The following is a 14,102-nucleotide window of genomic DNA, read 5'->3' on the forward strand; positions in this document are numbered from 1 at the left end:
GGCAGGAGACCATGGCGAGGCCGAGCGCCGCGACCGCCAGCACGGTGCGAGCTTTCGCCGCTGGATACATGACCACCTCCGGGTAGCCCGCACCGATCTCGGTGTGCTTGACGGGATCCGACGATCAGTCGTCGGTGACCGGTCTGCCCTGCTCCGATCTCATCCGCCGGCGACGATGAGCGGCGGGTCCCCGCCGGCGGCGATCGCTGTCACCGGACCACATGCGGCGGCTGTATCAGCAGTATGTGCGCGAGATTCATCGGTGACCAGTGCCGTGACCAGGAATCTTCCCGGTGCCCGCTCCGCGTCGCTGCGGGCGAGCGGGCCGGTCTAACCGACCGGGGCGGCGGCCGGCCGTTGCACCGGCTCGTCGACGCGCAGGTCGGCCAGGTCGCGCAGCCCGCGGACCGGGGACAGCAGCAGGGCCAGCGGCGCCAGCGCGGTGGCCGCGGCGAAGGCGAAGAGGGTGCTCCCGGCGCCGGCCGGGCCGGCGAGGGCGCCGGCGACCAGCCCGCCGACCGGGATCGCACCCCAGGAGACGAAGCGGACCGTGGCCATCACCCGGGAGAGCAGCTCGGGCGGGCTGGCGGTCTGCCGGTAGGTGCGGGTGGTGACGCTGAGCACCACCACACCGCCGGCGAAGAGCACGTTGCCGGCCGCGAAGGCGAGGTACGCGGACCAGCCGGCGCCCACCGGCACCAGGAACGCGCCACCGACCGCCACCAGGCAGGCGACCACCAGGGACCGGGCCGTGCCCCAGCGACCGGTGATCCATGGCGTCAGGGTCGCCCCGACCAGTGAGCCGACGCCCTCCACCGCGAGCAGCAGGCCGACCAGGGCGGCGGGCGCGTGGAGCTCCCGGACCAGGTAGAGCGGGTAGACCGCCAGCTGCGCGCCGCAGACGAAGTTGACCGCGGTGGCCGTCCACATCGTCGGTCCCATCACGGGGTGGCGGGTGACGTACCGCCAGCCCTCGCCGATCAGCGCGCGGACCGGGGGCCGGCGGTCCCGGGCGTCCGACCGGCGGGCCGGCAGCGACCACAGCAGCGCCGCGGAGACCAGGTAGCTGATCGCGTCGAGCAGGACCGCCGGGACCGCGCCGAGCGCCTGCACCGCGAGACCGCCCAGCGACGGGCCGCTGAGCTGGGTGCCGGCGTGGGTGGCCGAGGTCAGGCTGTTGCGGGCGTGCAGCTGTTCCCGGCTCACGATGGCCGGCAGGAAGGTGGCGTTGGCGACGTCGAAGAGCACGTTGGCGAAGCTGATCACGAGCGCCACCACCACCAGTTGGGCGACGGTCAGCAGACCCCACCACCAGGCCAGTGGGATGGAGGCCACGGCGACGGCCCGGGCCAGGTCGGCGCCGACCTGGGCGCCCCGCAGCGGCAGCCGCTGCACGATCACGCCGGCGGGCAACCCGATCAGCAGCCAGGCCACGTAGTTCGCCGCAGCGATCAGGCCCATCTCGAACGCGGAGGCGTCCAACACGGTCAGGGCGGTCAGCGGCAGCGCCACCGCGCCGACCGCCGACCCCACCTGACTGGTGGTACCTGCGCCCCACCAGCGCCAGAACACCCCGGCCCCCTGCCCGACGGACATGCCGTCCACCCCCGATCCGAGCCAGTGAGTTCCAATCTGAAACGGACTATAGTCGAGGCGACCGGAAGGGTGGGAGGTGGGACGTGCGGCGGGCGGACCTCGGCGACGCCGACTGCGGCATCGCGCAGGCGCTGGGCGTGCTCGGCGACTGGTGGACCTTCCTGATCGTGCGCGAGATCGCCGGCGGCACCACCCGGTTCGACGCGGTGCAGCGGGAGTTGGGCGTCAGCCGGCGCGCGCTCACCGAGCGGCTCGCCGGGCTGGTCGAGCACGGGGTGCTGGTCCGCCAGCCCTACTCGACCCATCCGCCCCGGCACGACTATCTGCTCACCCCCAAGGGGGAGGGCCTGCTACCGGTGCTCGTCGCCCTCCAGGACTGGGGCACCCGGCACGTCATGGGCGACGGCACCCTCACCGGCACCGCGGCCGCCGGCTCCGCCGAGGCCCGCCGGGTGCACCACCTGGTCGGCCGGCGGGTGCCGGACCTCGTCCTGACCCGGGACGACGGCGGCAGCGGGTCGCCGGCCGTTCCCGGCCGGTGGACCGTGCTCTACCTGTTCCCCGGCGCGTTCGCACCCGGCGCGCAGGGCGTCCCGCCCGGCTGGGCCGACATTCCCGGCGCGGTCGGCTGCACGCTCGAATCCCGCACCTACGCCGACCGGCACGACCGGTTCCGGGCTCTCGGGGCGGAGGTGCGGGGAGTGAGCACCCAGCGGCCCGATCAGTTGCGCGCCTTCGCGGCGCACGCCCGGCTGCCGTACCCGCTCCTGTCCGACCAGGACGGCCGGCTCGCGGCCGGCCTGCTGCTGCCCACCTTCCGGGCCGGCGGGGTGGACCGGCTCAAGCGGTCGACGCTCCTGGTGGACCCCGGGGGTGTGGTGCGGACGGTGCAGTTCCCGGTGACCGACCCGGCGGGATCGGTGGACGAGATGCTCGACGAGGTGCGCCGTCGGGCGGTCAGCTGAGGGCGGCCGCCAGCACGCGGTCGAAGGTGCCGGGCTCGATCGCCTCGGAATTGGTGAGCAGGACGATCCGCCGCTCCGCGGCCGGCAGGCAGGCGGCGAAGGACAGGAAACCCGCGTTCTGTCCGCTGTGGTGGAACCAGGGCTCGCCGGCGAGCGTGCCGGTGAACCAGCCGTAGCCGTACCCGTCCTCGCGGGGCTCGCGTCCGGTCGGGGCGCGGGCGGTGAGCATCAGCGTCCGGTACGGCTCGTCGAGCAGCCGGCCGGCGCGCAGTGCGTCCAGCCAGGCCAGGACGTCGCTGGTGGTGGACCAGACGTCCCCGGCGCCCATGTTGACCACGTCCAGCTCCCAGGAGGACACGGGGCGGCCGTCCCGGCCGTGACCCGGTGCGACGTCGGCCCGTCCGCCGGGCGAGCCGGCGAAGGTGCGCTCCAGCCCGGACGGCGTGAAGATCTCCTCGGCGAGCAGTCGAGCGTACGGGCGGTCGGCCACCCGCTGCGCCACCTGTGCCAGCAGCACGTACGCCGGGCTGCTGTAGTGCCACCGGGAGCCGGGGGCGAACAGTGGCGGCCGCCGCTGGAAAGTGGCCAGCAACTCGTCCCATCCCACCCGTCGGCCCAGGTCGATCTCCGGGTAGTCGTCCCAGTGCCCGATGCCCGAGGTGTGGGTGAGCAACTGGTGCAGGGTCAGCTCCCGCCACCCGTCCGGGCTGCCGCCGAACCAGCGGCCGAGCCGGTCCTCGAGGTCCAGCGCGCCGCGCTGGGCCAGCAGCAGGACCGCCGCCGCGGTGAACTGCTTGCTCACCGACGCGAGTTGGAAGCGGGTGGCCGCGGTGCAGCCGTCGGCGACCGCGTCGGCGACGATCGTGTCGCCGCGCTTGACCAGAAGCGAGCCCGGCACCTTCGGCATCGGGTGACCCTATCCGGTTCTCCTCGTCCGCGATGGCCCCCGCAGGGCCGCCTTCCGGAAGCCTTCCGGAAGATGCTTGTCGGCGGTGCCGGTCGGTCCTAGACTCCGATGCGAATCGCAGCAATTCGCGATTGTCTATCTCGTCTCCGAGGGTCCGGGCCGCCGTCACGGCGCCTCGCGGCGAGTACGCAGGTGGCAGGGCACCCCTGCGCGGCTTCCCTCACCACCTCAGGAGATCGCATGCAACGATCGCATCGCCCGCTCGCCGTGCGACAGCGGATGAAGGTTCTCGGCGCGGCGCTGATCGCCGCCGGACTGGCCGCGCTGGCGGCGTTCGCCCTGCCCGCGCCCGCCGCCGCGGCCGCGCTGACCGAGGTGACCAACTTCGGCACCAACCCGAGCAACCTGCGGATGTACCTGTACGTGCCGGACAGCGTCGCGGCCCGGCCCGGGCTACTGGTCGTCAACCACTACTGCACCGGCAGCGGCCCGGCGATGTACTCGGGCACCCAGTTCGCCTCCCTCGCCGACCGGTACGGCTACATCGTGGTCTATCCGTCGGTGACCCGCAGCAGCCAGTGCTTCGACGTCTCCTCGCCGCAGGCGTTGCGCCGCGACGGCGGCAGCGATCCGGTCGGCATCAAGTCCATGGTCGACTACGTCCGGCAGCGCTACGCCGTGGACCCGAACCGGATCTTCGCCACGGGCGTCTCGTCTGGGGCGATGATGACCAACGTCCTGCTCGGCGACTACCCCGACGTGTTCACCGCCGGCGCGGCCTTCGCCGGGGTGCCCTTCGGCTGCTTCGCCACCACCAACGGGTCGGAGTGGAACAGCGACTGCGCCAACGGGCTGGTCGTCAAGACCGCCCAGCAGTGGGGCGACCTGGTCCGTGGCGCCTACCCCGGCTACACCGGGCGTCGGCCGCGGATGCAGCTCTGGCACGGGACCAACGACGAGACGTTGCGCTACCCGAACTTCACCGAAGAGATCAAGCAGTGGACCAACGTCAACGGGTTGAGCCAGACCCCGACGCACACCGACACGCAGTCGGGCTACACCCGCACCCGCTACGGCGGCACCGGCGGCACCGCGCCGGTGGAGGCGATCAGCATGCAGGGCGTGTCGCACAACCTCCCGGTCGACGCGGCCCAGGCGATCCGCTTCTTCGGCCTCGACGGCAGCACCCCGCCACCCACCACGCCGCCGCCGACCACCCCGCCCCCCACCACCCCGCCGCCCACGACGCCGCCGCCGACCACCCCGCCGCCCGCCGGCGGGTGCCGGGTGGCGTACCTGGTGAACGCCTGGAACACCGGGCTCACCGCGTCGGTGACCATCACCAACACCGGCACGACGGCCGTCAACGGCTGGAGCCTCGCGTTCACCCTGCCCACCGGCCAGAGCATCACCAACGGCTGGAACGCCACCTACGCCCCGACCAGCGGCGCGGTGACCGCCCGCAGCGTCTCCTACAACGCCACCATCCCCGCTAACGGATCGGTGGACATCGGCTTCCAGGCCAACCACACCGGTAACACCGGCAAGCCCGGATCTTTCACGCTCAACGGCGTGCCCTGCGCGGTCGCCTGACGGCCGGCCCGGCCGGACGCCCTCGCCGCGGGGTGTCCGGCCGGGCGCGGGTGCGTTGCCGACGCGATGTCGGCAAAGGCCACCCCCGCCGACCAGGTTCCCGACATCGTGTCGATAAGATGTCGACATGATGTCGACAAGACGGCGAGGTGGGTCCTGATGTTCCTGGCGCTGCGGGAGTTGGCCTTCGCCCGGACCAGGTTCGGGCTGATGGGTGCCGTGATCGCCCTGATCGCGGTGCTGATGGTGATGTTGTCCGGCCTGTCGGTGGGCCTGGTGAACGACGGCGTGTCCGGGCTGCAGAAGCTCCCGGTGACCGCGTTCGCGTTCGAGCAGCACGTCCAGCACGACGCTGCCTTCTCCCGCAGCGTGGTGGACGACGACGCGGTACGGGCCTGGCGCGAGCGGCCCGACGTGGCGGCGGCCACCCCGTACGGCAACTCGCTGGTCAACGCCCGCAGCGACGGCGGCGTCGAGATCGACCTGGCCCTGTTCGGGGTGGAGCCGGACTCGTTCCTCGCTCCGCCGGTCAGTCAGGGTTCGCGGCTGGCGACCCCGGGCGGGATCGTGGTCAGCACGACGGCGGTGACGGCCGGCCTCCGGGTCGGCGACACCGTCACGCTGGACCGGATCGGCACCCGGCTCAGAGTCGTCGGAGTCACCGTCGGCCAGCACACCTTCGGCCACGTCGACGTGGCCTTCGTGCCGCTGGCCACCTGGCAGCGGATCAAGGCCGGGGTCGGGCCGGACGGCGTGCTGCCCGACCGCGCGGCCCGGGAGAGCACGGCGGTGGCCCTGCGGGCGAAGCCGGGACGCACCCTCGACCTGGCCGCCGGTGACGCCGCGGCCGGCACCGAGAGTCTCACCCTCGACCAGTCGTACGGCGCTTCCCCCGGCTACACCGCGGAGAGCACCACCCTGCGCCTGATCCAGGGCTTCCTCTACGCCATCTCCGCGCTGGTCGCCGGGGCGTTCTTCGCGGTCTGGGTGATCCAGCGCAAGCATGAGGTGGCGGTGCTCCGGGCCATGGGCGCGCCCGCCGGCTGGGTGCTGCGCGACGCGCTGGTCCAGGCCCTCGTCCTCATGGTGGCCGCGGTCGCCGTCGGCGCGGCCGTCGGCGTCGGCCTCGGCGCCTTCATCACGGGCGGCGGGGTCCCGTTCGCGCTCAGCGCGCCGGACGTCGCCGCCGCCGCGGTCGGGCTGATCCTGCTGGGCCTGGTCGGCGCCGCGGCCGCGGTGGCCCGCATCGTCTCCGTCGAACCCGCGGCCGCTCTGGGAGGAAACCGGTGAACACGACCGCCGCCATGAAGCCGGACACCAGCCGTGCGCACGGGCTGGTCCTGCGGGACGTGTCCCTCCAGCACGGGGACGGACCTGATCTGGTCCGCGCCCTCGACGAGGTGAGCCTGACGGTGGCGCCCGGCGAGTTCGTCGCCGTGGTCGGCCCGTCCGGCGCCGGCAAGTCGAGCCTGCTCGCCGTCGCCGGCGGGCTGACCCGGCCGAGCGCAGGAACGGTCCTGGTCGCCGGTCAGGACCTCACCGCCGGCAACCAGCGGGCCCGGGCCGCCCTGCGGCGGGAGCACATCGGCTTCGTCTTCCAGTCCGGAAACCTCCTGCCCGCGCTGACCGCCCGGGACCAGGTGCGCCTGCCGCTGCAGTTCGCCCCGGGCGGCCGCCGCGGCCGACGGGATCCCCGGGAGCTGCTCGCCGAGGTGGGCATGGCGGAGAAGGCCGACCGGCGCCCGCACCAGCTCTCCGGCGGTGAACGCCAGCGGGTCGGGATCGCCCGGGCCCTGATCACCGAACCCCGGCTGCTGCTGGTCGACGAACCCACGGCGGCCCTCGACCGCGCCCGCAGTCACGAGGTCGTCCGGCTGCTCGCCCGCGAGGCGAAGCAGCGCGATGTCGCCGTGGTCATGGTCACCCACGACCACGACGTCCTCGAACACTGTGACACCGTGTACGAGATGGTCGACGGTCGGTTGAGCCGGCACGGCTGACTCCGGACCACCCCGTCCGTCGTCCCGGCAAGCACCGACGCCGGAGTCAGGAGGACCGCGTGCCGAAGATCCAGGCTTCCACCGTGGCTGAGCACCGCGCCGCGCAGCGGGCAGCCCTGCTGGACGCGGCGCGCGGCCTCCTGTCCCGGAACCCCGCCGAGCAGCCACCCAGCCTGGCCGAGGTGGCACGGCGGGCCGGGCTGGCCCGGTCCAGCGCCTACTCCTACTTCAAGTCCCGGGAGGACCTGCTCGACGCCCTCATCGCGGACACCTTCCCCCGCTGGTCGGCGTACGTGACGGAGCAGATGGACCGGCACGCCGACGCCGGTCGGCAGGTGCTGGCGTACGTCGACGCCAATCTGCACCTCGTCGCCAGGGGGGACCACGCTCTCGTCCGCGCCCTGGCGGCCGCCGGGCGTCCGGACACCCTCGCCACCTCGAGCAAGCTGCTGCACGACGAGCTCCGTACGCCGCTGGAGGCGGCGCTGCGTGCCTACGGCGCGCCCGACCCGGTCCGGATGGCCGAGGTCATCCAGTCCGTCGTCTTCGCCCTCACCCGGATGATCGAGGACGGGACGCCGGAGCGGACGGCCCGTCGCCTCGCCCACGAACTGCTGGGGCCGTACCTGGGCGGGTGACCGCCCGACCGCACGACCCGGCATGGGGCGGCCCGGGCCGGGTACGCGTACCGGACAGCCGAGAGTCGAGCGGAAACGGGGTGATCCGGGATGAAGGTCCGCAGCTCCCTGCGCGGCCTGAAGCGCAAGGCGAACTCGATCGTGGTGCGCCGCCGTGGCAAGCTCTTCGTGCTCAACAAGGCCGACCCGCGGCAGAAGGCCCGCCAGGGCTGATCGGCGGCGGCAGCTCACGCGGTTAGTTCCGGACTTTTCACAAGGCGCGAAAAAAGCGGCGGACGGCGGCCGCACACATTGACACACACCACTGCCCGGGGAACTCTGCACCGGAACGGCGGGGCGGCCGACGGCCGCCCCGCGTACCCGTCCCGGTCCCACCGCGTCCCCGGAGAGGCCCATGTCACCGGTCCCACCGCGCCCCCACCCGCCCCGCCGACTCCTCGCCGCCCTCGCCGTCCTGCTCGCGGCGGCCGCCCTGGTCGCCCCGCCGTCCCCGGCCCGCGCGGCCGACCCGCTGATCTCCCAGGGGCGGCCGACCACGGCCTCGTCCACCGAGAACGCCGGCACCGCCGCGGCCAACGCCACCGACGGGAACACCGGCACCCGCTGGTCCAGCGCCTTCGCCGATCCACAGTGGCTCCAGGTGGACCTGGGCACCACCGCCACCATCTCCCGGGTCAGCCTGAGCTGGGAGGCCGCCTACGCGCGGACGTACCAGATCCAGACCTCGACCGACGGGGTCGCCTGGACCACCGTCTGGTCCACCACCAGCGGAGACGGCGGCACCGACGACCTCACCGTCAGCGGCACCGGCCGGTACGTGCGGATGTACGGCACCGCCCGGGCCACCGCCTACGGCTACTCGCTCTGGGAGTTCCAGGTCTACGGCAGCACCTCCGGCGGCAGTGGCTGCGACACCGCCGGCAACGCCGCGCAGGGCCGGCCCGCCACCGCCTCCTCGACGGAGAACGCCGGCACCCCGGCGAGCGCGGCCGTCGACGGCAGCCTGAGCACCCGCTGGTCCAGCGCGGCCAGCGACCCCCAATGGCTCCAGGTCGACCTCGGCAGCGCCCGGACCCTGTGCCGGGTGGTGCTGACCTGGGAGGCCGCGTACGCGAAGGCGTACCAGATCCAGACGTCGACCGACGGCACCGCCTGGACCACCGTCGCCGCCACCACGAGCGGGGACGGCGGCACCGACACCCTCACCGTCAGCGGCAGCGGCCGGTACGTGCGGATGTACGGCACCGTTCGCGCCACCGGCTGGGGCTACTCGCTCTGGGAGTTCGCCGTGTACGCCGCCGGGGGCGGCACCATCCCGGGCGGCGGCTCGCTCGGCCCCAACGTGCTCACCTTCGACCCGTCGATGTCCGCGGCCACCATCCAGGGCCAACTCGACTCGGTCTTCCGCAGCCAGGAGTCCAACCAGTTCGGGACCCAGCGGTACGCGCTGATGTTCAAGCCCGGCGACTACTCCGGGATCAACGCGCAGATCGGCTTCTACACCTCGATCATGGGCCTCGGCCGGAACCCGGACGACGTCCGGATCCACGGCGACATCACCGTCGACGCCGGCTGGTTCAACGGCAACGCCACCCAGAACTTCTGGCGCTCCGCGTCCAACCTGGAGGTCTTCCCGTCCGCCGGGTTCACCCGCTGGGCCGTCTCCCAGGCCGCGCCGTTCCGCCGGATGGACATCCAGGGTGACCTGAACCTGGCCCCGAACGGGTACGGCTGGGCCAGCGGCGGCTACCTCGCCGACAGCCGGGTCACCGGCGTCGTGCAGCCGTACTCGCAGCAGCAGTGGTACGCCCGGGACAGCAACGTCGGCGGCTATCTCAACGCGGTCTGGAACATGACCAATTCAGGGGTGGTCGGCGCACCCGTGAACAGCTTCCCCAACCCGCCCTACACCACCCTGGCGCAGACGCCGGTCAGCCGGGACATCCCGTACCTCTACCTCGACGCGGCCGGCGCCTACCAGGTCTTCGTCCCGTCCACCCGGACCAACGCCGCCGGCGCGTCCTGGCTGGGCGGCGCCACCCCGGGCACGTCGATCCCGCTGAGCCAGTTCTACGTCGCCCACCCTGGCGACTCCGCGGCGACCATCAACGCGGCCCTGGCCCAGGGGTTGAACCTGCTGCTCACCCCCGGCGTCTACCCGGTCGGCGAGACCATCACCGTGAACCGCCCGGGCACGGTCGTCCTCGGCGTCGGCTTCCCCACGCTGGTCCCGCAGAACGGCGTCACCGCCATGTCGGTCGCCGACGTGGACGGGGTCCGGCTGGCCGGGATGCTCTTCGACGCCGGACCGATCAACTCGCCGGTGCTGCTCCAGGTCGGGCCGACCGGGGCCACCGCCGGCCACGCCGCCAACCCCACCTCCATCCAGGATGTCTTCTTCCGGATCGGCGGTGCGGGCGCCGGTCGGGCGACCACCAGCCTGGTGGTCAACCAGCGCGACGCCCTGATCGACCACATCTGGGCCTGGCGGGCCGACCACGGCACCGGCGTCGGCTGGACGGTGAACACCGCCGACACCGGCCTGGTCGTCAACGGCGACAACGTCACCGCGCTCGGCCTCTTCGTCGAGCACTACCAGAAGTACGAGGTGATCTGGAACGGCAACAACGGCCGGATCATCTTCTTCCAGAACGAGCTGCCGTACGACCCGCCGAGTGCCTCGGCCTGGATGAACGGGTCGATGGTCGGCTACGCCGCCGTCAAGGTGGCCAACGCGGTCACCGCGTTCGAGGGCTGGGGGATGGGCAGCTACTGCTACTTCAACGTGGATCCCACCATCGCCGCCTACCACGGGTTCGAGGCGCCGACCACGGCGGGCGTACGGTTCCACGACCTGCTCACCGTCTCGCTGGGCGGCAACGGGTCGATCACCCACGTCATCAACGACACCGGCGGCACCGCGCAGGGCACCGACACCGTGCCGGTGAACCTGGTCAGCTATCCGTGACCCGGCCGGGCGGCGGCGCGTTCCGGGGTGCCGCCGCCCGCGCCCCGGCCCCCGGGCCACCCCGCCAGCCGGCCGGCGGCGAACCGCAGCAGCGCACCGTAGATCCGGACCGAGTCGGCCAGCGCGGAGAAGTGCGAGGATGAGTTGTCCGCCCGGTAGCGGGTGGCGATCGGCACCTCGGCGATCGGGTGGCCGGCCCGGGTCGCGTACAGCAGCACGTTCATCTCGTACTCGAACCGCTCGCCCGGCACCGACCCGAGCCAGTCCAGCAGCCCCGCGGGATATGCGCGCAGCCCGGTCTGGGTGTCCCGCACCGGCACGCCGGTGGCGAGGCGGAACACGTCCCGGGTTAGCCCGTTGCCGACCCGGCTGCGCAGCGGCTCGTCGCCGTCGAACCGGCGTACCCCGAGGGTGAGCGCGCCGGTCTCGCGCATCCGCTCGACCACCCGGACGACGTCCCCGCCGCGGTGCTGGCCGTCGGCGTCCACGCAGACCACGTCCCGCCCCGGATGGCTCGCGGCGACGTACCGGAAGCCGGTCTTCAGCACCACGCCCTTGCCCCGGTTGACCCGGCGGCGCAGCACCGTGGCGCCTCGATCGCGCGCCGCGTCGAGGACGTCGTCCGCCGCCGGTCCGCTGCCGTCGTCGACCACCACGGGATGCCAGCCGCAGGCCGCCCCGGCCAGGTCGTCGAGGAGACGGAGCAGGTCTTTCCCCGGTCGGTAGACCGGTACCAGAACGATCACGTAGCCTCCTGCCCCGTGGCTGCCGTGGCGCGGTGGCCGACGGCGATCAGCGCCGCCCGCCGGGCCGATCGCCGTCGGCTGTACCCGGCGCGCCGGCGGGCCAACCCACCGCCGCACCGCGCCCCCGTCCACTGAGGAGCCGGCTGATGCGGCGCTCCCGGCGCAACAGGCCCGCCGGGTCGTGGACGCCGAGGTAGCCCAGCCGCGCGGCGGCGCGCAGGGTGCGCTCGCGTCGCCGGTCCCGCCCGGCCGCGCCCCCGGGCGTCGGGATGTCGCGCAGCGCCGGGCCGGACAGGCCGAGGACCTTGCCGGCGAGGAACCGGACTCGGGGCAGGTGCCAGGGATGCGAGACCAGCCCGAGCGGCCGGGTCGGGCCGAACGTCTGATCGGCGAGGAGGCCGTCCTGGACCGTGTGGACGAGGTTCTGCAGGGTGGTCCGGGAGCGGGACTCGGCGTGCAGCGCCGCGTACCGGTCGAGGCCGGCGGCCCGGGCGCGGGCCAGCATCAGGTCGCCCTCCCGGCGGCCGGCCGGCGGGCACGCCGCCTCCGGGTAGCCGTGCGGCCAGCCGCCGGTGCAGACGATCCGGGGTGCGGCGGCCCGACGGAACGCGTCAGCGTGGCTGGTCACGTAGGCGACCGCCGCGTCGACCCGGGCCGCGCTCTCCGTGCTGAGCCGGTAGCCGTCGTCGCCGAGGACCAGGCCGCGGCCGAAGACGAGCAGCACCGTCGCCGGCGGTGGCGTCACGCCTGCCTCCCTTCACCCGGGGAGAAACGGTACGCGCCGCTCAGCCCTCGTCCGCCTCCGGTGGCCACGGCGGCGCGCCGACCCCGGTGACCCGGACTCCGCCCCAGGGGTCGACCTCGACCAGCCGGCCCGGGGCGGTCCGGTCGCCGACGCGCACCGCCACGTCCCGGCGTCCGGACCGGAGCAGCCGGGCGATCCGGGGCTCGGGTTCGATCCGTCCGGCCCAGTGGTAGCGGCCGTCGACCGGCTCCCAGCGTCCGGTCCCGTGCAGGCGTACCTCGGTGTCGGCGATCCACGCCGGACCGTGCCAGCTCACCGGTCGATCCGCTCGTGCGCCCGGGTCAGCTCGGCGGGCAGGTCGGCGCCGCGCCGGACGCCCTCGATGCCGCTCCAGAGCAGCGTGGTCAGGTAGTCGGTGAGCGCGGCCCGGCGGATCGGCTGGCCGTGGGTGGTCCACCAGTCAGCGACCGCCTGCACGAATCCCACCAGGCCGTACGCCCACGGCTCGGCCGGGCCGGCGTCCAGGCCGAGGGCGCGCAGCCGGTCGCCGATCACCCGGGCCAGCCCGGCGGCCACCTGCCGGCTGGTGCCGGCGACGACCTGGTGGATGCCCGGGTGGCCGGCCTGGTGCAGGAGGAAGCGGTAGAGGGTCGGCTCCGACTCGACGATCCCGAGGTACGCGTCGATGGTGGCCTCGACCAGCGCCCGCTCCTCGCGGACCCGCTCCACGGCGGGGGCGATCGTGTCGACGACCCGGGCCGCCACCACCTCGCTGACCGCGAGCCAGAGCTGGGACTTGTCCGCGAAGTAGCGGTAGAGGACCGGCTTGGTGACCCCCGCGGTGGCCGCCACCTGGTCCATGTCCACCTGCGGGCCGTGCCGCAGCAGCGCCTGCACGGCGGCCCCGATCAGTTCCTGCCGGCGTTGCTCGCGGTGCTCGGCCCAGCGGTCCCGGCGCCCGGTGCGCCGGCCGGCGGGCGGCTCGGGCGGGGTGTCGGGTCCATTGACATCGGTGGAGGTGCGCTGCATGCTACCACTCGTAACAGTTACCGGAAGTTACGTCAACCGGGAGAGGTCATGGAGAGTGGCTTCGCGCGCGAGGCGGTCGCCACCCGGCTGCTCACCGCCTCGGCGCGCACCAGCTACGACCCCACCGTCGGGATCGACTGGTCGGCGCCGCACCGGCCGGGCGCGTACTGGCTGCCGCCGCGGCGCAGCAGCCTCTACGGGACGACGCTGTGGGACGGGCTGAGCGAGGAGGAGCGGATCGAGCTGACCAAGCACGAGGTGGCCAGCGCGGCCAGCGCCGGGATCTGGTTCGAGACGATCCTCATGCAGATGCTGGTGCGGCACTACTACGACGCCGACCCGACCAGCCGGCACGCCCAGTACGCGCTGACCGAGGTCGCCGACGAGTGCCGGCACTCCATCATGTTCGGCCGGCTCATCGAGGCGACCGGCTGCCCGGTCTACCGGGCCGGCCGGATCGACCATCTCCTCGGCCGCTGGCTCAAGGCCACCGCCACCGGCCCGCAGATGTACGCGGCCATCCTCATCGCCGAGGAGATCCTCGACGCGTTCCAGCGGGAGATCATGGCCGACGAGTCGCTCCAGCCACTGATCCGGATGGTGTCCCGGATCCACGTGGTCGAGGAGGCCCGGCACGTGCGCTTCGCCCGGGACGAGCTGACCCGCCAGGTCGAGGCCCCCGGACCGCTCGCCCTCGGGCACGCGCGACTGGTGATCGGCCGGGCCGCGTACTCGGTCACCCGGCGCCTGGTGCACCCGCGGGCATACGCGGCGGTCGGCATCCCGCCCGCAATCGGCCGCGCCGCGGCCCGGGCGAACCCGCACTGGCGGGCCACCCTGCGCTGGTCCGCGCAGCGGGTGCTCGACCACCTGACCGGCCTGGGTCTGGTCTCCGGGCCGGGCCGACTGCTCTGG

14 protein-coding genes are annotated in these 14,102 nt (G+C 73.5%); 8 read left to right on the forward strand and 6 right to left on the reverse strand.

The features are described 5' to 3' along the window. Window positions 1-330: 330 nt before the first annotated feature. Window positions 331-1,596 (reverse strand): MFS transporter, encoded by a 1,266-nt coding sequence (locus tag ACWEVO_RS01365; RefSeq protein WP_452305578.1) that lies wholly within the window; start codon window positions 1,594-1,596, stop codon window positions 331-333. Between the two features lie 83 nt (window positions 1,597-1,679). Here ACWEVO_RS01365 and ACWEVO_RS01370 point away from each other — a divergent pair, with 83 nt between their 5' ends. Beyond that, window positions 1,680-2,561 (forward strand): winged helix-turn-helix transcriptional regulator, encoded by an 882-nt coding sequence (locus ACWEVO_RS01370; RefSeq protein WP_452305579.1) that lies wholly within the window; start codon window positions 1,680-1,682, stop codon window positions 2,559-2,561. On the opposite strand, the gene ACWEVO_RS01375 is transcribed toward ACWEVO_RS01370, so the two are convergent. Next, complete coding sequence (locus ACWEVO_RS01375) at window positions 2,554-3,468, reverse strand: serine hydrolase domain-containing protein (protein ID WP_452305580.1); 915 nt, start codon at window positions 3,466-3,468, stop codon at window positions 2,554-2,556. The two genes, ACWEVO_RS01370 and ACWEVO_RS01375, sit on opposite strands and share 8 nt — an antisense overlap. Before the next feature lie 240 nt (window positions 3,469-3,708). Between ACWEVO_RS01375 and ACWEVO_RS01380 the strand changes: the two genes are divergently transcribed. The 6 genes from ACWEVO_RS01380 (at window position 3,709) to ACWEVO_RS01405 (ending at window position 10,667) form a co-directional block, all read left to right on the forward strand. Beyond that, window positions 3,709-5,061 (forward strand): extracellular catalytic domain type 1 short-chain-length polyhydroxyalkanoate depolymerase, encoded by a 1,353-nt coding sequence (locus ACWEVO_RS01380; RefSeq protein WP_452305581.1) that lies wholly within the window; start codon window positions 3,709-3,711, stop codon window positions 5,059-5,061. 159 nt (window positions 5,062-5,220) lie between these two features. After that, on the forward strand, window positions 5,221-6,351 hold the full coding sequence (locus ACWEVO_RS01385) for an FtsX-like permease family protein (protein WP_452305582.1): 1,131 nt from the start codon (window positions 5,221-5,223) through the stop codon (window positions 6,349-6,351). Then, window positions 6,348-7,061, forward strand: coding sequence for an ABC transporter ATP-binding protein (locus ACWEVO_RS01390; protein WP_452305583.1), 714 nt, complete (start codon window positions 6,348-6,350; stop codon window positions 7,059-7,061). Before ACWEVO_RS01385 ends, ACWEVO_RS01390 begins: the two co-directional genes overlap by 4 nt. Before the next feature lie 83 nt (window positions 7,062-7,144). After that, window positions 7,145-7,699 carry a TetR/AcrR family transcriptional regulator gene (locus ACWEVO_RS01395; protein ID WP_452305584.1) on the forward strand — a complete coding sequence of 185 codons (555 nt, stop codon included), beginning with the start codon at window positions 7,145-7,147 and terminating at the stop codon, window positions 7,697-7,699. A 90-nt stretch (window positions 7,700-7,789) separates the two neighbouring features. After that, entirely contained in the window at window positions 7,790-7,912 is a 123-nt protein-coding gene (locus ACWEVO_RS01400) for a 50S ribosomal protein L36 (protein WP_089008045.1), read from the forward strand. 181 nt (window positions 7,913-8,093) lie between these two features. Continuing rightward, window positions 8,094-10,667 (forward strand): discoidin domain-containing protein, encoded by a 2,574-nt coding sequence (locus ACWEVO_RS01405; protein ID WP_452305585.1) that lies wholly within the window; start codon window positions 8,094-8,096, stop codon window positions 10,665-10,667. Here the strand turns inward: ACWEVO_RS01405 and ACWEVO_RS01410 are convergent. Genes ACWEVO_RS01410 through ACWEVO_RS01425 form a run of 4 tightly spaced genes read right to left on the reverse strand, consistent with a single transcriptional unit; the run spans window position 10,658 to window position 13,187 of the window. Further along, window positions 10,658-11,413, reverse strand: a complete 756-nt coding sequence (locus ACWEVO_RS01410; protein ID WP_452305586.1) for a glycosyltransferase family 2 protein — start codon at window positions 11,411-11,413, stop codon at window positions 10,658-10,660. The two genes, ACWEVO_RS01405 and ACWEVO_RS01410, sit on opposite strands and share 10 nt — an antisense overlap. Before the next feature lie 46 nt (window positions 11,414-11,459). Beyond that, the gene (locus tag ACWEVO_RS01415; RefSeq protein WP_452305587.1) at window positions 11,460-12,158 is read right to left on the reverse strand and encodes a YdcF family protein; all 699 of its coding nucleotides are present in this window, start codon (window positions 12,156-12,158) and stop codon (window positions 11,460-11,462) included. Between the two features lie 40 nt (window positions 12,159-12,198). Beyond that, window positions 12,199-12,474 (reverse strand): DUF4873 domain-containing protein, encoded by a 276-nt coding sequence (locus ACWEVO_RS01420; RefSeq protein WP_452305588.1) that lies wholly within the window; start codon window positions 12,472-12,474, stop codon window positions 12,199-12,201. Next, the gene (locus ACWEVO_RS01425; protein WP_452305589.1) at window positions 12,471-13,187 is read right to left on the reverse strand and encodes a TetR family transcriptional regulator; all 717 of its coding nucleotides are present in this window, start codon (window positions 13,185-13,187) and stop codon (window positions 12,471-12,473) included. The genes ACWEVO_RS01420 and ACWEVO_RS01425 overlap by 4 nt, the downstream gene beginning before the upstream one ends. A 48-nt stretch (window positions 13,188-13,235) precedes the next feature. Here ACWEVO_RS01425 and ACWEVO_RS01430 point away from each other — a divergent pair. After that, window positions 13,236-14,102 (forward strand): AurF N-oxygenase family protein (locus tag ACWEVO_RS01430; protein WP_452305590.1); only part of this gene is annotated, 867 nt, incomplete at its 3' end.

Source organism: Micromonospora sp. NPDC003776 (genome assembly GCF_053605645.1).